Here is a 21,228-nt window from a genome sequence, read left to right as displayed (position 1 = left end):
CGCTTTATTTAATTTGGTAAAAAGTAATAAAAAGCCGCAGTTTGACTGCGGCTTTTTATGGATACCATTTACTCGATGCAGAGTTGATTATTTTAACTGACGGCTTTCACTTTACCTTGTCTTAAATCGTTGAGAACTTGCGCTTTCGGCCCATCAGCAATAATGGCGCCTTTTTCCATAACAATCACCCGGTCAACGACATCAAGCATTGAGGTTTTATGGGTAATGAGCACCAGTGTTTCTGTTGGTTTGAGTTGCTTGAGCTGCGTTTTAATGTGCAATTCAGAGCGGTTATCCATTGCACTAGTGGGTTCATCCATGATCAAAATAGGGGGGCGAGCAAGGAACGCACGTGAAATAGCGACCGCTTGTCGTTGTCCTCCAGACAGCAATAACCCCCCTTCGCCAACTTGTCGCTCTAAGCCTGCAGGATCTTGCTGGGTGAATACGGTCACACCAGCTCGGTTTGCCGCATCCATAACGTCTCTGTCGTCGACCAGAGGGCGGCCTAGGGTAATATTGTCACGGATAGACCCAAAGAATAAGTTACAGTCCTGAGGAACACAGCCAATGTTGCGTCTCACGTCAACATGGTGAAGCTGTGCAATGTCTGTGTCATCAATTCGAACGTGGCCTTCTGTGGGTTGGTAAAGCCCCATAATGAGCCGTTCTAGGGTGGTTTTACCTGAACCAATACGACCAATGATCGCCACTTTTTCTCCCGGCTCTATCGTTAGACTTAAATCTCGGATAGACGCCATAGGTGAATCTGGGTAGTGGAATGTCACGCGATCCAGTTCGATTTTTCCATGAATAATTGGGCGGTGGATATAGCGTTTACCTTCCTCTTGTTCATCAGGCATTGCCATGACTTGCTCGATAATCGTCATTGACGATTTAGCCTGATTGTAGCGAGTCGAAAGCAATGAGAGCTGAACCAAAGGACCAATAGCGCGGCTACTCAGCATGGTTGCGGCGATAAGCCCCCCCATAGTGAGATTGCCATCTGAAATAAGATAGACACCAAGAATCACCATGCCGACGTTGCTCGATTGTTGGACAAATCCTGCGGTATTTTGGATGCCATCGGTAATACGTTTGCTCTTAATATTCCAGTTCGCCATATGCGCGACGGCTTCTTCCCAGCGGTATTGATACTGGCTTTGAGCACCGAAGATTTTAACTGTCTCTAAGCCTGCTAAGCTTTCGATAAGGTTGGCGTATTTTTGTGAAGCAAGGCGCGAGCCCTCTTCAATAGCTCGTCGTAGCGGTGCTTGAATAAGTAACGAATAAATAATTAAAATGACGACGCCAATAATGGGAATAATCACTAAGTTACCAGCCATTAACCAAATGAGCACTAAAAACAGCAGCGCAAAGGGCAGATCAATCAGTGAAGCGATGGTGGCTGAGGTAAAGAATTCTCGGATGGATTCAAACTCTTGTAGATGACGAGCAAAAGCACCAACAGATGGCGGTCGCGACTCCATTCGAATCCCCATCACCTTACTAAAGAGCTTCGATGAAATAAGAATATCGGACTTTTTTCCTGCTACATCAATAAAATAGCTTCGCATTAATTTGAGGACAAGATCAAAACCAAAGACGATAAAAATCCCGGCTGCGAGTACCCACAAGGTTTCAAATGCAAGGTTGGGAACCACTTTGTCATAAACCAAGCGGGTAAAAAGCGGGGCGGCAACGGCGAATATATTGATGACTAGCGATGCCATTAAGACATCGCGGTAGATGTGTTTTGATTCCCATATCGTGCCCCAGAACCAGTGCCCTTCACGGGTTTTAAGTACTTCTGGTGAGCGTTCGTCGTAGCGAAACTGCTTTTTTACCAGAAAGTATCGACCAATAAACTGTTCAATCAGATCGTCTAGGGGAACCGATATGGGGACTAATCCTGATTCGAGAGTGATCACTTCTGCTTCGTTGTTCTCAGAATCAATGCTGTTCAAGACACAAGCATCACCGCCTTTTAGCAATAAAATGACGGGAAAAACAATGGACGGAATACCGTCGAGTGTTGAACGATTTTCTTTCGCGACTAGCCCAGCCCGCTCGGCGGCTCTAGGGAGTAGGAATGGCGTTAATTTACCTTCTGACAGTGGTAAGCCATTCACCAGCGCTTCGGGAGAGTTGGCAAGCCCATAGTATCGGCTGATGTAGATCAGCGAATTCAGTATTGGGTCTTTCATGCTATCGGCACCTTGTTATTTATCGACGATAAAGCCTTGGAATACATCCACAAAATGTTCAGATAGGAAATCTAACTGAGTTTGCGTTTCCACTCGAGAGGCGATAGTTTTTATACCTAAATTGTGTGCGGTTCGAGAAATTGACGTGAGTGTGAATTTCTGTTTCTCATCATCCAATTGATGTGTATAGAGATAATCGAGTTTGACGTAATCAGGTCTAAACTCACTAATGTATTCTAATGAATGGAAATTTCGGCCATAGTTATCAACCCCAAATTTAGCGCCTTCATTGCGTAGAGCATTACAGAACAAGGCCGTATGGTGAGGGTTATTGATGAAACACGTCTCTGGGATCTCAAAATGAAGCTTGTCATTAATGCTACGATGCTTGGCCAGCGTTTGAGATATCCAGCGTATAAAGCTAGGCTCGGCAATACTGGTTGGCGCGATATTGATGGCGATAGGATCCGGCATCTCTTGTTTCTCTAGCTTATCGATTACCGAAACAATAACGTGTTCATCAAAAATGTGGCTAGCATTAAGCTGTTCAAGGGCAAGCAGATATTGATTAGCGGTAAAACGCTCACCGTCTTTTTCAATCGCAGAGAAGACTTCTCGGTGATAGGTCTCGCCCCAGCTGCTATTCGCAGCCTGAAAACGGAAGGTGACCCAATCATTACTAATCGCTTCTTCAACCATATTGCGCCATTGCTGCTTACCAAGAATCGCGCCAGTCGTTTCTGTGGTGACATAGCCATAATCTAACGCCGGGTCCGCTTTGGCTTTCGTCAACGCATTGTCTAACACCGACAGCAATTGCGTTGAGTTTTTACGCTCCTCATTAAACACAACCCCTAATGCCGATTTTGCTTTGCTCAGCCCAGTCGGGTCGGAGTTGAGGTCTTGCACGCAACTCACTATGCTGCTGGCGACTAATTTGAGTTCACTTTCATCAATATTGGGGAAGACAAAACCAAATTCATCCGTGGATATCCGAGCGATCACAGCGTTGGGAATATTAATACTCAGAGATAGTAAGTCGGCGAGTTCTTTCACTTGACCATCTCCGGCTTCGTAGCTAAGCAGATTTGTACGTTCGTTTAATGAATTCAGCATGAAGAATAGCGACGCCACCAAGAGAGGATTCAGATAGCCATTGGTTAAGCTGACCCATATAAAACGCTCGGTTACCCAGCTGTGAGACCGGGTCCATATAGGCGCGCTCTCGGAGCTTTTGCGCTTCTTTAGCTTGCTGTTTAAATGACTCTTCTACGTGCGATGACATACTGTTAATACCATCGACCACAGCGATAAGGTCTTTGGTGTTAGGGCGCTTCAGAGGCGCTCCAAATTGTTTGTGGGCAACCTGCTCCATCTTTTGAACAATGGCTCTTAGAGGGGTTAGTGCTCGTCGCAAAATGAAGGATATTGCCACAATTCCGAAGATGAAAATAACAATGAAAGCGATGACGAGATGTTTTAGCGCCCCCCAAAGCTCTGCGTAGGCGTTACCAGGATGACTGATTATTTCCACCTCAGCGAGCTGCAGCCAGCCACTGGTGACAACTCTAGAGTCGTGGATGGGATTGAAGATCCCTAGGTTAGTGAACCATTCAGGGACACCGTTGGGCTGAATCGGATAGCTGCGAACGATTTCCTGTTCATTCTCTAGGAAGACCAAACGGACGGTCGAGTAGGTACTGCCATCAAATAAAGCATTGATGACGGACTCGACGGCAACGGTATCTTGCGATTTCAAATACGGAGCAAGTGCTAGACCAACGGTATTGATAGTATTGTGTACCTCTGAACGTTGCTGCTGCTCAAGGAAGTTTTTTGTGGTGTTAAACTCGATGATAAACACCGACGTTAAGAGCAGAATAAATACCGCTATCATGCTAACCACTAGCTGTCTGTATAGTGTCATAATTGTTTACTCGTCGTAATTTACCTTGGGTTTCCTTAACTTCAATGAGCGCTCTCTAGAGCGCAAATCATTCCATAATTTCAGTCTCGACGACTTGCCAGCCAATTTTCCTTGTGTGGTTTTCATCACCCAAAGGTTTCGACCGTTAAAGCTGTATATCGGGAGTAGATCATTTCGTTTCGAGGCGGGCTTAATCTCACCAATTAAGTTGTCCAAAATTAATGGTTGAGCGCGAGGTGTTTCGTAGTAGGCAAGTACCATATGGAACTGATTAAGCTCAATGGCTTTAACGTAAACCAGTCGGAGCTTTTTGTCTGAAATACCGAGCTCCAATAATGAAAAATACTTTGCAATGGTAAAGTCTTCACAATCACCTGCATTACTACCTAAAAACTCCAAAGGTGTAGCCCAATAGTCTTTTTTTCCCCATAAGTCGATATCATCCACAAAATTCAGCTGATTGAAAAACTGATTAATTCCCGCTAACTGCTTTTGCTCTGACTGGCCTTGTAACTCCGCAATGATCGCTCGCCATGTTTCGACGCGTTTACCTGCTCGTTCACCATATACGTTTGAGACCGTGTTGATCCAAGTTTGTTCTTGTTTGGTATAGGCGCCGGAATGACCCGCAAGCAATAGCCCCGCCGCCACTGCGATACTGAGTAGGTAGTGCTTAATTTTGATTGGCAGACTTCCTGTCCGCTTATCCGTTAACACAGTCCGCTTTACTCTTTCAATGCGTTGTTCTGGGCGCTGATTAACGGCTTTAATAGATAATCGAGAACCGTTCGTTTTCCTGTAATGATGTCAACAGATGCCGTCATCCCCGGAATGATGGGTAGCGATTCACCTTGACCAAAATTTGTGATTTCGGTTCTTACTCTAACAATATAGAAACTATTCCCTTCTTCATCTTGTGTGGTGTCAGCACTTATGTGTTCAAGTACGCCATCGAGACCGCCATACTTAGTAAAGTCATAAGCGCTGAACTTAACAATGGCATGCAAATCGGGACGCAAAAATGCAATATCTTGTGGGGCGATTTTTGCTTCCACTAATAGAGTGTCTTCGGTCGGGACGATTTCAACTAAATCCATACCGGGCTGAATGACGCCACCAACGGTGTTGACGTTGAGCGTTTTTACAGTGCCGTTAACGGGTGAAACTACCGTCGTTCGGTTTACTCGGTCTTCTAAACCAACCGCTGACTCGGTCATTGAAGAGAGTTTATCTTGCGCCTGATTGAGTTTTTCCTGCTGCTCGGAGCGAAATTTTTGCGCGATATCGATTCGGCTGAGCATGGATTCTTGAATCGCCGATTTTAGCGCCGGAACCTTGAGTTCTGTTGACGTTAACTCGCGTCGGGTATCGTTCACTTGACGCTGAAGTTTAAGCAGCTCAATTTTAGGGACGACCCCCTCATCGGCTAAAGGCTTAGTAATGTTAAGTTCATCTTTTGCTAGGTTGTAGCCTTGTCTTAGGTTGCGAACACGGGCTTGTATTTCGATAAGATCTTGCTGTTTTTGGCGTACTTGGTAGTCAAGAACGGAAAGTTGGTTACGCAGCTCATTTAAATCTTGTCTATATTCCGCTCGTTGACGGCTAACAAGCTTTGGGTAGTCAGATTCAAACGTAGGGGGAAGGCGAGTTTATCGGTTTGTAAAGTGACCGACTGCTGCCAGTTTTTATTATCCACGTCCTCGTTAATGACTACACTGGTCAGTGATGCGGATAGTTGCAGTACATTCGCCGTCAGGTTAAGGACTTGCTGTTCTCTTTCTCTAAAGTCAGAGCGAAAACGAGTATCATCAATCAGCAACAGTTGCTGACCTTCTTTAACCGTATCCCCTTCCTTGACTAAAATTTGCTTAACTAAGCCACCTTCCAAATTTTGGATGACTTGGATTTGAGAGGAGGGGATCACTTTGCCTTGACCAACCGTCACTTTATCTATTTCAGCCCAAGATGCCCAAACACCAGCGCAAATGAAAAAGAGCACTACGACCCACAGCATGATCCGTGCGCTGGTGGGTGTATTGAGTAGCAGCGCGGCGGTTTTATCGTCTATATAGTCGATTTCGGCGTTAGAAACTTTATTGTATTCGTTTTTATTCATGTCCTATCCGCGATTGATATCAGATGACGTTATCCGATCGTTTAATACTATTACTACTGTTGTCAAATTGTAACTGGCGTACACTGAAGACTCGATCTACTTTGCAATAACGATGAGCGTTATTGAGTGTCATTTAATTAGTCTTCTTATTAAACTAGCCTACATACTAGAGTTTAGTACTACTTTTGTGAATGCAAAGTAATGATATATCGAAATATTGTCTGTTTTGTCCCGTTATAATGACGGATATAGACAAACTAGAAGATAACCAGCAAAAATCGATGATGAGTTGTCGCATACAGGGTTGTTTTCTGCTGGCGATAAGCGCAAAATTCTAAAAAACGTTGAGGAATGGTTATGGAACTCGAAGATATCCGCCGTGAATATTCAAAGGGTGGGTTACGTCGTCAGGATTTACTCGCAGATCCTATCGATCAATTTAACGCATGGTTAGAGCAGGCTGTTGAAGCTAAGTTAACGGATCCGACTGCGATGACAGTGGCAACGGTTGATGAAACAGGCCAACCATTTCAGCGTATTGTGTTGCTTAAAAATGTCGATAAAAACGGCTTTGTTTTTTATACCAATTTGGGTAGCCGCAAAGCACAGCATATTGCCGTCAATAGCAAAGTCAGTTTACATTTTCCGTGGCATCCTTTGGAGCGACAGGTGCATATTACTGGAGTGGCGGAAAAACTCAGCACGTTAGAGAATATGAAGTATTTTTCTTCGCGCCCTAAAGAGAGCCAACTTGCCGCCATTGCCAGTAAGCAAAGTAGCCGAATTTCAGCTCGTGGTGTCCTTGAAGGAAAGTACCTTGAGTTAAAGAAGAAGTTTGAAAAAGGTGAAATTCCAGTGCCATCATTTTGGGGCGGCTATCGTATTCGACCCGAGTCCATAGAGTTCTGGCAAGGCGGAGAAAATCGCTTACACGATCGCTTTTTGTTTACAGAAGATGGTGTGGGTCAGTGGGACATCGAGCGTTTAGCGCCTTAATTATTTCCGCTGAGCATTAACTGTTTTTATATCTAGCCGCAATTATTGCGGCTTTTTTATATCAAAATCGTGAAATAGTTCAAATTACAACCACCGTAACTTATGGCTTCATGATCATGGTTCCGGAAGCTTGATCAAGTAAGGATCCTTTGTTGTGTTCCATAACTGCTTGAATTTAGCACTTGTGGTGGTCAATTTTGGCATTCGACTATGAATACCTTTTCAAAAATCGAGTGAAATCGCTATACTCTCGTTTTCTTCCTCGCGATGACTGGCGCCTTGAACCATGCCTAATAAATCAAACTTACCTCTTGATCATGCTTCCCCAAAGCCAAGCAGAAATAGTCCGTTTACCTTCTCATATGGACTCTCATGATCACCATTATTCGCAGGTAGTGATTGGTTTAAAAGGTCAGGCTGAATTTGAAGTGGGTGGCGTGGGTAACTTAGTTGGGCCGGGTCAGGGGTGCGTTGTCACATCAGGCCTTGATCATGCTTTCGGTGGCGTGGTTGATCAACCCGATATTTTGGTGCTGAATTTACCTATACCTAATGACGACGACCCTGAATTACTACATCGTATCAATGAGTTATCTAAGAATAAAACGTATTTCCAACTCGATACACAGATCCAAAAGCTGATACAGCTGCTGGTCGCCGAAATGAAGAATAGTCCCGATGATCTGTTATTGAGCCGCGCTTGCAATGATACGGTTGTTGCCTTGCTACAACGTCATATTTCCGCGTTTAAAACTGCGCTACGAGATTCTCGTTTTGATCTTGAACAGATTGATCGCTATATCGATCAGCATCTTTCCCACAAAATATCGGTATCGCAGTTAGCGGGAAGTGTATTCTTGGGGGAAAGCCAATTTCATATGTTATTCAAAGAGCAGATTGGCATTACACCGCACCAATATGTGTTAAATAAAAGGGTTGATGCCGCCAAGCGCCTGATTGAGCAAGGGCATTTGAACTTAGGTCAAGTGGCCGAGTTAACGGGGTTTTCTGGTCAAAGCACTTTTACTCATGCTTTTTCGCGTTTACAGGGGATCTCCCCTTCTCAGTTTAAGAAGCGATTTCTTTAAGTCGACGATAGCGTTCATCTTTTCGACATTGCTCTCTTTAACACTTAACACTTAACACTTATCCCTTCGCCCTTTTCAATGTTCCTCACTCCAGTCACGTAAATCTAGGTAACATCAAGCTGTCATAATGATTGATTAGCATTACGTTCAATATTCGTTAGCGCCAATGTTGCTAATGTCGTCACACTCGCGGGAAGATAATGGAACGAATAATGCTTCAAGACTTGTATGTTTTTGATATGGACGAAACGCTTTTTGATGTCGACTGTGCGGTACTATGGCATGAGTTTTTGGTTGAGAAAGAAATCACGACAACCGCTAATTTTCGTGAAGAAGATGCTCGCTTAATGGCCCTCTATGCTCAAGGCGAGTTAGATATGAAGGACTACCTGAGCTTCTCGATAGCACCATTAAAAGGCATTTCTGATCGAGAGGTTGGATTATGGGTCGAGCAGTGTATCGATGAAAAAATTATGCCGCGTTTTTATCCTCAGGCTAAAGCTTTGCTTGCTAGCCTTAAGCGCGATGAGGTTGATACCGTTATGATTTCTGCATCGGTGAGCTTTTTAGTTAACGCCATCGCTCAACGCATTGGTATTGATGTGGCGATGGGGATTGATTTGGTTAAAGAAAAGAACACTTATACGTCAGAGATAGAGGGTGTTCCAACCTATCGTGACGGCAAGGTCATTCGTTTAAAGCAATGGCTTGTTGAGCAAAACCGGACCTATAAGGCTATTCATTTTTTTACCGATTCGATTAACGATCTGCCTTTATGTCAGTATGCTGACTTTGTGTATTTGGTTAACCCTTGTCGTCAATTACAGCGCTTGAGCCATAAAGAGCACTGGAAAGTACTGGATTGGAGTCGATCCTAAAACGGGTAAGTGCCCAGATGACAGTGATAACTGACGGACAGGATGAGTACCGTTTACCTGCGTTAGGGGAACGGTTTTCGTTACGGTGTTTAGAAACCCACTTTATAGGTAAAGCGTGAAAGGTGATCTCCTGCGTCGTATTGATAGGTATACACTGCGGCTTGATTACGGTTAATGTTGTATCCTACATCCGCGGTGACGTCCCATGCTCGCAAATTGTCACGACGACCGTTGTCTTCCTTAATATCGTTTAGGTTGAAGGTATACTCTGGTGTGAAACTAAACCATAGGTTGCTTGCTGTGTTATAAATCATGCCAAAGGACAATTGGGTATAGTAGGCTTTATTCGTCATGTTCTGATGTTCGAATGAACCCAATGACATCCCTGGTACTAAGCGAACATTTTTGTTGAGTGGGACATTAACGTGTAACCCTGCTTCTACAGTGTTGGCCCTGATATTTCTGTTGTCGTAATTTGCGTCATAATCATAGCCAACGAAGTAGCCGACGCCTGACTTATTAATGACATTTAGCCTTAGGTCATGGTTAGCAAAATTGTCGTCGCTATGATAAGTCCCCAATAAACTCCAATCGTCGTTAACCTGGCTAGAAAATTGAGCATTGACATCAAAATCATGACTGCCATAGCCAACAGAAAACTTGTTGTATAGACCGTGCGGGTTGGATAAGTCGATATGTTTGTTCGCTAATACCGTCGTGGAAAAAAGAGTGGTTAGAATTGCGGTGATTGTGAATGCTTTGTTCATTGTTCTTCTCTGAATGTTAAGTCTTTCTTTCATCCATGAAGTGCTTAGCAATCCGTCGTATGTGTGTAGTTTCGAATAAGGCTACTTTAAAGTGAGTGGGTGGCCTTGACGATGAATTAGAGAAATGCACTTTTGGCTTTTGAAACCTGACAAAGAGAGTTTGGATGAACGTGAATGGGCACGCTACAGCCCTAGCGTTATTAGGGCTGAAAGATAAGAATTGCCACTGCCATCTTATTTAATTGGATCTGAGATAAAGCGATGTCTAGAGATTAACGCGTTCGCTTTTTGACGTTATATAACGATATAACAGCCCAAAGATAGCCGCCAAAACTAACATGAAGCTCATGACGAGTAGCCCTTTAGATATGAATTCTTGATAGTTACTGAGCTTTGGATGAATCATTAACCACTTCCCTGATAGCATTAATACCAAACACCAAATGACTGAGCTGGTAATACTTATGATCACTGTTCGGAAAATACTTAATTTAGATAAGCCCATTAACATTGGGGTCAGAACTCTGACAAAGGGAATGAAACGTGAGATGAACAGTGATAAGAATCCATAGTGATGCAGCAACTCCCTTGCTCTGGGCAAGGCATCATGGGGTAAGACGCGATCCAAAAAGGGAACAAGTCGTGTTTTGTGGAGAACTCTGCCTTGTAAATAGGCGTTAACACTACCGATTGAAGCCGCCAAACACAGTGCGCTGGCAGCCGGGTAAAAATCAACGATGCCAAGGCCGACTAATCCACCGACGAATAGCACTAGACTATCGCCGGGCAGGGGTAAGAAGACAAAGCTTGATTCGAGTAGCAAGATCAAAGCGAGCAGAAGTAAAAAACCGTTTAACGAACTGACTTGCTGCAAGGTTTCGAAATCGTGGTGCCATATGGCGATAAAAATATCCAACATTGGGATCCCCTCCGTAATATGAACACTCTTGTGCTGAGGCAGCACAAGAGTGTTGGGTGGAACTACTCAAACATCAAGATGATGTAGGCAATAAACAAGACGAGGTGAGCAACACCATTAAGGGAATTGGTTCGTCCGCTGCTAAAACTGACACTTGTCATCACGAGTGTTGTGGCAAGTAATACCATTTCTGCTTAGGCGCGAGCCCCAGTTGAATTGGCTGTTGGATGAGGCTGGAAATAAGCAAAACCGCTGGCACCGTTAACGCAATGGTCGCAAGTACTGAACCAAAAAACAGATTCATGGCACGTTGTAGTTGATTATTGAGCGCTGCTTTTGCCGCGCCGACAGCTTCCGGAGCTAATATCAAAATGGCGACAATTAAACCGCCTAAGGCTGGAGGAGCGCCGAGTAAACCGACAGTACCATCAATAGGAATGGCTAAGCTCTTCGCAAGCAAGATCACCACCAGCAGGTAACCAACGAGCATGAGGGAGTGATAAAGATTGCTGCCTAGCGGACCGTGGAACTCATGCTCATCCTGATGATCTTCATCCATAAAAAAGTGAGTATGGCTGCTGGTTTGTATGAATAAAAATACTGCGTATAAAACGATGGAGACCAGTACTAACGTTACGGTGAGCGTACTCGACATCGAACCAAGCTCATCCACGCTGGTGAAGTTGGGTAGTACAAGACACAACAACGCTAACGGCACGATAGCGACTAAGTACGACTTTAGGCCATCCAAGTTATACTTTTGCGTGTGATATTTGAGTCCTCCTATTAACAACGTAATCCCGACCAGTCCATTTAATACTGTCATGATCACCGCAAACATGGTGTCACGTGCCAATACTGGGTTGGCGTCTCCTGTGAGCATGACCGATGAAATCATCACGACTTCGAGCAAAATAACAGAGATGGTTAGGATGAGCGTCCCATAAGGGTCACCAAGCTTAATCGCTAGTGCATCCGAATGACGCACGACTGCAAATATCGCCGCCATGACGACTATAAACAGACCCGCTGTGAGCACCAAGCCCATTGTCGATCGCATTTGTGTTTGAAGTATGCCCTCTCCGCCAAACTGGAACAGCACGACAGTGAGGAGACCCAGTATGAAAACCAACTCCTGCTTGATAAATCGAGTCATGGCAGAACCTCCTCAGGTGTGGGCTTTTCGACGCGATAGTGTAATGGGCTAATACCGATGAGCTGAGGCAAAGTAACGCCTATCGATATTGACGACCATGTCCCGCTGGCGATGCCCAAGCACAAGGCAATTGCAAAACCTTCAAGAGCCGCTCCACCCAGTAACCATAGGCTGGATACGGTGACAAGCGTGGTGCCTGACGTGATGAGTGTTCTTGAAAAAGTGGCTTTTACGGCCTGATTAATGAGGGTATTGGCTGACTCCGCGGGTTTGGATTTAAAGAGTTCACGCGCTCGGTCTGCAATGATGATGGAGTCATTCAAAGAGTACCCTAATACCGCTAAAACCGCGGCGAGGATGGTCAGGTTGAACTCCATTTGAGTCACGGAGAAAAGCCCTAAAACAAGAACGACGTCATACACCAATGCCACCAACGCACCTAGCGCAAGTCGCCATTCAAAGCGATAGCTCAGGTATAACATGGTCAAGACAAAGCACGCTAAGATCGCAACGCCGCCCTGTTCGACCATATCTTGTCCGACTTGCGGGCCAACAATACTGCTATTGAGCACTTCCACATTGTGGCTGACTGACTCCAGTATGGGCGATAAGGCGAGTGCTTGATCGCCAAGTTGGTTATAGCGAAGAATCCATCGTCCAGGCTCTGTAGAGCTCACGACTTGAACGTCTTGCATTAACGCTTGTTCTAGATGGGATTTTATTTCGGTTAAATGTAATGCTTCGTCAAGGCGAACTTCGGCGACAATACCGCCAGTAAAATCCAAACCCCAGTTAAAGCCTTGAGTGGTAATAAACAGCGTTGCGACAACAAAAAGCAGCGCTGAAACGGCCGACATACTGTAGCGAACATGAGTGAGTGAATATTGAGATACATTCATGACTAAACCCTTACGTCACGGCGCTGATCACGCCCCCAAATGAGATTGATGATGGCACGGGACAAAAATACCCCAGTGAAAAGACTAGTCAGTAGCCCAAGACCTAGCGTGATGGCAAATCCTTGAATTGGCCCGTTACCGATGGTGTAAAGCGCGATGGCAACAATCATGGTGGTTAAGTTTGCGTCGAAAATTGAGCTAAAGGCACTGTGGAAGCCTTTATCGATGCTTTGTGCAAAGGTTCTCCCTTCTCGCATCTTGTCCTTGATACGTTCAAAAATTAACACGTTTGTATCAACGGCCATTCCAACGGTTAATACCATACCTGCGATGCCAGGCAGCGTGAGGACAGCACCTGGAACAAGCGCAATGAGTCCAAATAAGCACACCATATTGGCCAGCAAAGCGAAGTTAGCAACCCAGCCCATCCGGCGATACCACAAAGCAATAAAGCTCAGTGTGAGCGCCAACCCAAGAGCAAGTGCAGCAAAGCCATTTTGGACATTTTCAGCCCCCAGTGACGGACCGATGGTTCTTTCTTCAATAATGGTGACAGGGGCGGTCAGCGATCCTGCCCTTAGCAGTAGCGCGAGCTCTTGAGCATCTTGCATGCTCCCAACCCCTGTGATTCTGAATCGGCTGCCGAGTTGAGATTGAATAGTGGCAACACTAATCACTTCACTTACCTGTTGGCTTTCGCCTTTGGCATCACGACTGTACTCGTTGTAGAGCGTCGCCATAGGCTGACCAATGTTGGCCCGCGAAAATTGCGACATTTTTCGGCCGCCAGCAGAGTCGAGCGAAATATTGACTTCTGCGGTTCCCATGTCGCTAATGCCCGCTCTGGCATCGATAATATGCTCACCCGCTAAAATGGCGCGTCGATGGACATTGACCGGATGACCGTCACGGTCGAGAAGTGATAGGGTTTGTCTGGTTTGTGTTGTGGGCATCGAGTGAAAGGCCAAAGAGGCAGTAGCACCGATCACGTCTTTGGCGGCAGCGGGGTCTTGAACGCCAGGCAGTTCAATGCGTATGCGGTTTTCACCTTGGCGTTGCACTGAGGCTTCTGTAATGCCTAACTCGGCGATGCGACCTCGCATGATTTGCAAGTTCTGTTGGACGGTGAGATTTCGCAGCGACACTTTCTCATCATCGGACAAAGAGAGCGTGATAGTGCTGCCACTGACACGGCTGTCCCAGTTCGCAAATTGACTACGAAGTAAAGCCCGTGCCGAGGTGACATCATGCTCGTTATAGAGGCTTATTTGAACCGACTCGTTAACGTCTCGCCCACGGCTCGCTCGTATCTCACGAGAAAATTCATCAATCACCATTTGGCGATGAGCTTGATACACCAAGCTCCATGTCGACTTCCAGTAAAAACTGCACGCCACCGCGTAAGTCTAAACCGAGTGCTATGGGTGAAAATCCGGCATTAAGCAGCCACTTTGGCGCCGCTGGCTCCATGGCTAATGCGACGGTCGTCGATTCTGGTAGGTGCTCTTTTAGTAAAACCTGAGCTTGAGCTTGTTGGGTTGCGTCATTAAAAATCATGACGGTGGTATCGCCGTTTTGCTCGATACTCATCGGGGTAATGTTGGCTTGCTTTAGCGTGTGCGATAGTAACGTGGCATCCGTTGCGTGACCACGATGACTAATATGCAAGGCTGTGTTTTCACCAAACACGGATGGCAATGCGCTCAGTAACATTACTAATAACGTCATGACGAGCACGAGGTACTTCCATTTCGCCAAGCGATTAATGGAACGTTGGGTGTGTTTTTTCAAAAGAAAATTCTCTCATTCATTTTTGATATGAACACACAAGACCAAGCAAAGCTGCCACGTAGGGCAATCTCTAACGTGTCGTCTTAAAAAGAATTAACAACACGATATAAAGAGAACGGTGTCGATGGGTCTTGGGTGCAGGTAGTACGGCTCAGGTGATGCTGAGCATGAGAGAATTAGCTAAATCTAGCGTGTTGGTGAGAATAAAGTGTGTTGGCGTCTTTCCAGCCCGACAAACGCGAAGGTGAGGCGCTTACGCGGCTTGTCCAGTGCATTTGAGTTGAAAGGATTGTGGTGGGTTTGGTTGCCATCTCTAAAAGAGGTGGTGGTAAAAAAGCGATGAGTAATAAGTAATCTGGTGCGGTGCCGTGTTTAGCGCAATTGGTGTCACTGAGCGCTCGGCGAGAGACCGAAATAAAATAAGGACTAATGTTGTCATTCAATGCCGAACCATCGTCATCAGTATCCAGTGAATCTAATGTATCGTTGGCGAGTTGAGTCGAATTTAGTTGAATCGAATCTAGGGCAAGGGATGCACTGGCAGTAGAGTGAGGGGACGTCTCAAATGATGCGTACTCTGTCGCGCTCACAGTGTAAGTGCACACTGTAATTATTATCGCGATAAAGAGGTGATAGCAACGTTTAAGCAAAGTCAGTCGGTACTCTTGTTTTTGGCATCGATTTATTCGCTGGCAGTATACCGGATGGAGGTCTCAAAATGGGCAAATGTTGCGGTATTAAGTGTTAATAGATATTACCGCAGAGGCTATAGCGTTGTCTTAAAAGCACTATTTTTCATTCGTTATTTTTTGTGAGCAACGACAACCTTAAAGTAAACACTCAGATTCGTAACGAAACAATATGTTAATTTGATTGCAGAAAATAACGCCTCATATTGTTTTTTGAGATGTGACATTGTATTAGTTTTGTTAATAAGCGTAGAAAACAGCAAAAAGCTCGGAGTTTTTGACAAGTAATCGTCGTGCACTCACAATACACTCCCTGCCATTGTAGTACGCCTACCGCCTATTGCGGTTGGAGCGAGATTGAGGATGACGCATGTTTACAGCAACTGATGTGCTTAAAAAAGAGTTTGCCGAGCAACCGCTCGAGCAACTTTGGTCACTGATCTCTCCACTATACATGGTGGATGAATCACAATGGTTACAACAGCTTTTACCTTTGGCGACACCCTCCGGTGACGAAGCCGCACAAATACCGTTGAAAACCACGCAATTGATCAAGGCGATTCGCGCCGACAAAAATGCTATTCAAATGATTGATGCGTTGTTATTGGAATACAGCCTAGATACCCAAGAAGGGATCTTGTTGATGTGTTTGGCGGAAGCGCTCATGCGTATTCCAGACTCAGCCACTGCCGATGCGCTGATTCGTGACAAACTTAGTGTGGCAGATTGGAAGTCACACCTGAAAAGTTCAGACTCCGTGTTTGTGAACGCCTCGACGTGGGGCTTAATGCTCACAGGTAAAGTGGTAGGACTGGGTGATCAGGAGTCACAAAGCCCTGCTAAAGCAATGAATAAACTGGTGAATAAATTCTCTGAGCCAGTGATTCGTAAGGCGATGTACCAAGCGATGAAGATCATGGGTCATCAGTTTGTGCTTGGGCGCAGTATTAGTGAAGCGCAAAAGAACGGTAAGAAGATGCGTGATCGCGGTTTTACCTATTCTTATGACATGTTGGGTGAAGCGGCGCTAACCAAAGCCGATGCAGACAAGTATTTTAAAGACTACCTCATGGCGATTGAGGCCGTAGGCGGCGATAAGTATGGACTTGATACTAGCCCAGCGCCGTCAGTCTCTATTAAGTTATCGGCGCTACATCCGCGTTATGAAGTGGCGAATGAAGCACGAGTATTGACCGAGTTGTGTGACACGCTCACGCAATTGCTAACACGAGCACGTGAGCTTGATGTGGCGATTACCATCGACGCAGAAGAAGCCGATCGTCTGGAATTGTCGTTAAAACTGTTTGAAAAAGTTTATCGCAGTGATGTCGCGAAAGGTTGGGGAAAATTTGGCGTAGTGATTCAGGCCTACTCAAAGCGTGCTTTGCCAGTACTGGTGTGGATTAACGCATTGGCGAAGCAGCAAGGAGACCTTGTTCCCTTACGTCTAGTTAAAGGCGCGTACTGGGACAGCGAAGTGAAGTGGTCTCAACAAGCGGGCTACGATGCTTACCCGGTGTTCACTCGTAAAGAAGCGACAGATGTGGCGTATCTTGCCTGTGCAAGGTTTCTTTTAAGCGACAATGTCCGCGGCAATATCTTCCCGCAATTTGCTAGCCACAATGCGCATACGGTGACAGCGATTGCCACGATGGCACCGCACACCGACTATGAGTTCCAGCGTCTGCATGGCATGGGGGACTCCCTTTATGATCACGTCATGGAAACGCATAAACAGTCGGTTCGTATTTACGCCCCGGTTGGCAGCCATAAAGATCTTCTCCCTTATCTAGTTCGTCGTTTGTTGGAAAATGGCGCGAACAGCAGCTTTGTTCATCGTTTAGTGGATGCCCGCTGCCCAGTAGAAACGTTAACGGTTCATCCTGTCGATGCGTTGAATGCCAATACTACCCTACATAATGATCAGATTGAGTTGCCGCCGCGTATTTTTGCCGATCGCAAGAACTCCCTAGGCGTCAATGTCGATATCGAATCGGAAGCGAAAGAGTACGAACACAAAGTTGAAGCCTTCTTGAGTAAGCACTGGAAAGGGGCGCCGATCATCAATGGCGTCTCATTATACGAAAGCATGATCAAGGAAGGCGCGACACTGGATACGATCACGGCGCCTTATGATCGTCGTATTGTCGTGGGTCAGGTGGCGATGGCAAACCATGATCATGTTTCCGAAGCGATCCGGATCGCTGATCAAGGTTATGCCTCATGGTCTAAGGTGAGTTATCAAGAACGCAGCGCGTGTTTGTTGAAGCTTGCGGATGCACTGGAAGATAACCTGCATGAGTTGGTTGCACTTTGTCACCAAGAAGCGGGTAAGACCATTCACGACTCTATTGATGAAGTGCGTGAAGCGGTCGATTTTTGTCGCTATTACGCGAAACAGCCGCAGGTCTTTGAGCCTCAATCATTACTTGGCTTTGACGGTGAATCGAAAACCTTTACTCGTCAGGGACGTGGTGTTTTCGTTTGTATTAGCCCTTGGAACTTCCCATTGGCGATTTTCTTAGGTCAGATTTCAGCGGCATTAGTCGTGCGGTAATACGGTGGTCGCGAAACCTGCTGAGCAGACGTCTTTGATTGCAGTTAAAGCTGTTGAGTTGATGCTTGAAGCGGGCTTCCCCGCGAATACGATTCAGCTTATTACCGAGCTATGGCGCAGATGTTGGTCATGCATTGACCTCTCACGATGCGATTGCGGGTGTGGCATTTACGGGCTCAACACCGACGGCGCAACGTATCAACAGTACGCTCGCTGCTCGTCAAGTTGCCCCGGTTCCTTTTATTGCGGAAACCGGTGGCCAAAATGCCATGATTGTTGATTCTACCGCGCTACCGGAACAAGTGGTACGTGATGTGGTACGCAGCGCGTTTGCCTCTGCGGGGCAACGTTGTTCAGCCCTACGTGTGCTGTTCGTGCAAGACGATATTGCCGACCGTGTTGTTAACCTGATTCAAGGTGCGATGGCGGAGCTAAAGGTCGGACTGCCTTACTTACATGCAACCGATGTGGGACCTGTCATCGATACAAAAGCGAAGGAAAAGCTTCTTAGTCATATTGAATCGATGCAAATCCATGGCAAAAAAGTGGCGCAATTGTCGTTAGACAGTGAGTGTGCGGAAGGGGACTTTGTGGCACCAAGTGCTTTTGAAATTGATGATATTTCTATTTTGAAAGAAGAGCAATTTGGTCCAATTCTGCATATTGTTCGCTTTAAAGCCGCCGAGTTACCCAGTGTTGTTGAGCGCATTAATGCGACTGGCTTTGGACTCACCTTGGGTATCCACAGTCGAAACGAATCCACTTACCGTTGGATAGAAAAACATACTCGTGTCGGAAACAGTTACATCAACCGTGACCAAGTAGGTGCGGTGGTGGGCGTGCAACCATTTGGTGGTCAAGGTTTATCTGGAACCGGGCCTAAAGCGGGTGGACCACACTATTTGTACCGTTTTACTGATGCTATTCAAGTATCGAAATAAGGAGAAAAATCATGGTCAATAACACAACAATTTTCTCTGATGTTTTTAGTGCTTGGGAGCAATGGAACATCACTGAGTTTGCCGAGCAGCGAGAGTGCGTACTGTCACTGCAACGTAATATGAATGAAGTGAATGGGACGTTAGCGAGTGTCATGGCGTACCACATCCAGCAGGCGAATGTACTATTGGGCGCGCCTCATTTAATGCCGGGACCAACGGGTGAAACCAATGAGCTCTATGCGGCGGGTCGTGGTGTGGTGCTTATTATTGTTGAAAGCGAAGATGCACAAGCGAGTATTGCGGCCATTGCTCAGATCACAGCCGCGTTAATTGCAGGTAATGGCGTTATTGTTAGCTCAAACAATACGACCTTTAATCAACTTTTAGTTTCGGCGGTTGAGCGTTCTCAATTGCCATCACAGCTTGTTCATATCGTTCCTTTAGAAGAAGCCAATGCCTTTATCGACTTAGATGTTCGAGTCGTAGGATTGGTCGGCTCTGAAGACACGTTATGGCAGGTCAATCATCAATTGGCAAGTCGTACTAGTGCGATTGGTTTGTTGGTGTCTGAAACGGATCTGACGTCAATGCCAACGTCACACGATCCAAACTTAGTATTGAAGTTCATTACAGAAAGAACCCGAACGATCAATATTACAGCAGTGGGGGGAACGCTACCTTGTTAGAACTCGGTAGTTAAACGGTATTTTTGCTAATGCCCCCTATCGGCCTTCACTTTGACTATTCAGAGTGAAGGCTGAATTCTAGGATGAGGAAATAATAATGATTCAAAATAGCTTTGCTATTACCACAACTTTTATCGCGTATTTAGCGATGATGCTTGCCATTGGTGTGATTGCCTATAAGCGCACATCAAACTCAAGTGACTACTTTTTGGGCGGACGTTCATTAGGACCATGGCCTGCGGCTTTGTCGGCAGGTGCGTCTGACATGAGTGGCTGGCTATTGCTGGGTCTGCCAGGTTACGCTTATGCCGCTGGTATTGAAGCATTCTGGCTAGCTGGTGGCTTGCTGTTAGGCACATGGCTGAACTGGCTACTGTGTGCTAAACGCCTTCGTACTTACAGTATTACTACTGACGCGCTAACCTTACCGGAATATTTTTCTCGTCGTTTTAATGACAACTCGAAAATGATTCAGGTAATTTCTGCGTTCTTTATTTTGCTTTTCTTCCTTTTCTATACCAGCTCTGGTTTAGTGGCGGGCGGTAAACTGTTTGAGACGGTCTTTGGTTTGGACTACACCACAGCGGTCATTATTGGCACGGTATGTGTTGTGTCTTATACGCTATTTGGTGGCTTCCTTGCGGTGTCTTGGACGGATCTAGTACAGGGCCTGCTCATGGCTGCGGCGTTAATGATTGTCCCAGTTGCTGCGATGCAAGGTGGATTTGGGCAAGTAGTCAGCGATCTTAGAGCGATCAATCCTGAACTACTTACCCTATGGAACGACACCAAAGGTCAGCCGTTATCTGCAATCGCAATTATTTCGCTTGTGGCTTGGGGTCTGGGTTACTTTGGTCAACCACACATTCTTGCCCGTTTTAAAGCGACACGCAGTAATAAAGACTTAACAACGGCTCGTCGTATTGCTGTGGTGTGGTCGGCTCTGTCTATGGTCGGTGCAATGCTGGTTGGTGTGATTGGCCTGCTGTATGTGACAAATTCGGGTGGGGATGTGCTCGCTGATGGTGAAAAAATCTTCATGCTGCTAGTGAACGCGATGTTCCACCCTGTGATTGCCGGTATCTTACTAGCGGCTATTTTGGCTGCCATCATGAGTACAGCCGATTCTCAGTTATTGGTGTCATCTTCAGCACTAGCGGAAGATTTCTACAAGCAAGTGATCAATAAAGAAGCCACTTCAGAGCAAGTGGTTACGGTTGGTCGTGTTGGGGTTGTGGTTATCTCGATTGTTGCTTTGGTGCTAGCCATGACGCCAGATAGCTCGGTTCTTGGTCTTGTCTCTTATGCATGGGCAGGTTTTGGTGCAGCGTTTGGCCCTGCAGTACTGCTAAGCCTGTATTGGGCGGGTATGAACCGTAATGGTGCGATTGCTTAGGTATTTTGGTTGGTGGTATTACCATCGTGGTTTGGAAACAAATCACCTAGTGGCATCTTCGACGTTTATGAAATTGTTCCAGGATTTATCTTGTCAGCAATCGCCATCGTCGTAGTGAGTGCGCTAACAGGTGGTCCTTCGAAAGACGTACAAGATCAACATGATGTCTTTGAAAAGAACTTAGTTGAACTAGACTAACCGTTCTTTCTACAAAA

At 45.8% G+C, this 21,228-nt stretch carries 10 protein-coding genes and 7 pseudogenes; 6 read left to right on the top strand and 11 right to left on the bottom strand.

Translation table 11 applies throughout. The features are described from left to right. Positions 1-92 precede the first annotated feature (92 nt). The 4 genes and pseudogenes from AC0L66_RS19580 to AC0L66_RS19565 all read right to left on the bottom strand — a co-directional run bounded on the left by AC0L66_RS19580 (position 93) and on the right by AC0L66_RS19565 (position 6,250). On the bottom strand, positions 93-2,207 hold the full coding sequence (locus tag AC0L66_RS19580; RefSeq protein WP_473570487.1) for a type I secretion system permease/ATPase: 2,115 nt from the start codon (positions 2,205-2,207) through the stop codon (positions 93-95). A gap of 15 nt (positions 2,208-2,222) precedes the next feature. Further along, positions 2,223-4,134: pseudogene (locus AC0L66_RS19575) on the bottom strand (bifunctional diguanylate cyclase/phosphodiesterase). Between the two features lie 6 nt (positions 4,135-4,140). Beyond that, positions 4,141-4,812, bottom strand: a complete 672-nt coding sequence (locus AC0L66_RS19570) for a transglutaminase-like cysteine peptidase (RefSeq protein WP_265677270.1) — start codon at positions 4,810-4,812, stop codon at positions 4,141-4,143. 47 nt (positions 4,813-4,859) lie between these two features. Beyond that, positions 4,860-6,250: pseudogene (locus AC0L66_RS19565) on the bottom strand (HlyD family type I secretion periplasmic adaptor subunit). 357 nt (positions 6,251-6,607) lie between these two features. Here AC0L66_RS19565 and pdxH point away from each other — a divergent pair. The 3 genes and pseudogenes from pdxH (at position 6,608) to AC0L66_RS19550 (ending at position 9,212) form a co-directional block, all read left to right on the top strand. After that, complete coding sequence (gene pdxH, locus AC0L66_RS19560) at positions 6,608-7,246, top strand: pyridoxamine 5'-phosphate oxidase (RefSeq protein ID WP_473570486.1); 639 nt, start codon at positions 6,608-6,610, stop codon at positions 7,244-7,246. 286 nt (positions 7,247-7,532) lie between these two features. Beyond that, positions 7,533-8,334 (top strand): annotated as a pseudogene (locus tag AC0L66_RS19555) (AraC family transcriptional regulator). A gap of 212 nt (positions 8,335-8,546) precedes the next feature. Next, positions 8,547-9,212, top strand: a complete 666-nt coding sequence (locus AC0L66_RS19550) for an HAD family hydrolase (RefSeq protein ID WP_473570484.1) — start codon at positions 8,547-8,549, stop codon at positions 9,210-9,212. A gap of 89 nt (positions 9,213-9,301) precedes the next feature. Here the strand turns inward: AC0L66_RS19550 and AC0L66_RS19545 are convergent, their stop codons facing one another. From AC0L66_RS19545 to AC0L66_RS19515, 7 genes and pseudogenes are all read right to left on the bottom strand, one after another. Further along, positions 9,302-9,979, bottom strand: a complete 678-nt coding sequence (locus AC0L66_RS19545; RefSeq protein WP_473570483.1) for a hypothetical protein — start codon at positions 9,977-9,979, stop codon at positions 9,302-9,304. A 265-nt stretch (positions 9,980-10,244) separates the two neighbouring features. Then, positions 10,245-10,898, bottom strand: coding sequence for a DedA family protein (locus AC0L66_RS19540; RefSeq protein WP_473570482.1), 654 nt, complete (start codon positions 10,896-10,898; stop codon positions 10,245-10,247). 62 nt (positions 10,899-10,960) lie between these two features. Further along, a pseudogene (locus AC0L66_RS19535) lies at positions 10,961-12,054 on the bottom strand (calcium:cation antiporter). Continuing rightward, the gene (gene secF / locus AC0L66_RS19530; RefSeq protein WP_473570480.1) at positions 12,051-12,953 is read right to left on the bottom strand and encodes a protein translocase subunit SecF; all 903 of its coding nucleotides are present in this window, start codon (positions 12,951-12,953) and stop codon (positions 12,051-12,053) included. The pseudogene AC0L66_RS19535 and the gene secF overlap by 4 nt, the downstream one beginning before the upstream one ends. 2 nt (positions 12,954-12,955) lie before the next feature. After that, on the bottom strand, positions 12,956-14,290 hold the full coding sequence (secD, locus tag AC0L66_RS19525; RefSeq protein ID WP_473570922.1) for a protein translocase subunit SecD: 1,335 nt from the start codon (positions 14,288-14,290) through the stop codon (positions 12,956-12,958). After that, entirely contained in the window at positions 14,280-14,744 is a 465-nt protein-coding gene (locus tag AC0L66_RS19520) for a hypothetical protein (protein WP_473570478.1), read from the bottom strand. The genes secD and AC0L66_RS19520 overlap by 11 nt, the downstream gene beginning before the upstream one ends. A gap of 176 nt (positions 14,745-14,920) precedes the next feature. Further along, complete coding sequence (locus tag AC0L66_RS19515) at positions 14,921-15,334, bottom strand: hypothetical protein (protein ID WP_473570476.1); 414 nt, start codon at positions 15,332-15,334, stop codon at positions 14,921-14,923. A 469-nt stretch (positions 15,335-15,803) separates the two neighbouring features. Between AC0L66_RS19515 and putA the strand changes: the two are divergent. From putA to putP, 3 pseudogenes are all read left to right on the top strand, one after another. Beyond that, a pseudogene (putA, locus tag AC0L66_RS19510) lies at positions 15,804-18,931 on the top strand (bifunctional proline dehydrogenase/L-glutamate gamma-semialdehyde dehydrogenase PutA). 11 nt (positions 18,932-18,942) lie between these two features. Next, positions 18,943-19,631, top strand: a pseudogene (locus AC0L66_RS19505) (aldehyde dehydrogenase family protein). Between the two features lie 83 nt (positions 19,632-19,714). Then, positions 19,715-21,211 (top strand): annotated as a pseudogene (putP, locus tag AC0L66_RS19500) (sodium/proline symporter PutP). The last annotated feature ends 17 nt before the right edge of the window (positions 21,212-21,228 follow it).

This window comes from Vibrio sp. GJ43-1 (assembly GCF_055808835.1).
The sequence above is the reverse complement of the archived record's forward strand: the minus strand, read 5'-3'. Positions and strand labels throughout refer to the sequence as shown.

Bases quoted from the DNA above. Each gene is read 5' to 3' on its own strand.
- pdxH (WP_473570486.1), top strand. From the start codon at position 6,608: ATGGAACTCGAAGATATCCGCCGTGAATATTCAAAGGGTGGGTTACGT.
- secF (WP_473570480.1), bottom strand. From the start codon at position 12,953: ATGAATGTATCTCAATATTCACTCACTCATGTTCGCTACAGTATGTCG.
- AC0L66_RS19550 (WP_473570484.1), top strand. From the start codon at position 8,547: ATGCTTCAAGACTTGTATGTTTTTGATATGGACGAAACGCTTTTTGAT.
- AC0L66_RS19540 (WP_473570482.1), bottom strand. From the start codon at position 10,898: ATGTTGGATATTTTTATCGCCATATGGCACCACGATTTCGAAACCTTG.
- AC0L66_RS19545 (WP_473570483.1), bottom strand. From the start codon at position 9,979: ATGAACAAAGCATTCACAATCACCGCAATTCTAACCACTCTTTTTTCC.
- AC0L66_RS19580 (WP_473570487.1), bottom strand. From the start codon at position 2,207: ATGAAAGACCCAATACTGAATTCGCTGATCTACATCAGCCGATACTAT.
- secD (WP_473570922.1), bottom strand. From the start codon at position 14,290: ATGGTGATTGATGAATTTTCTCGTGAGATACGAGCGAGCCGTGGGCGA.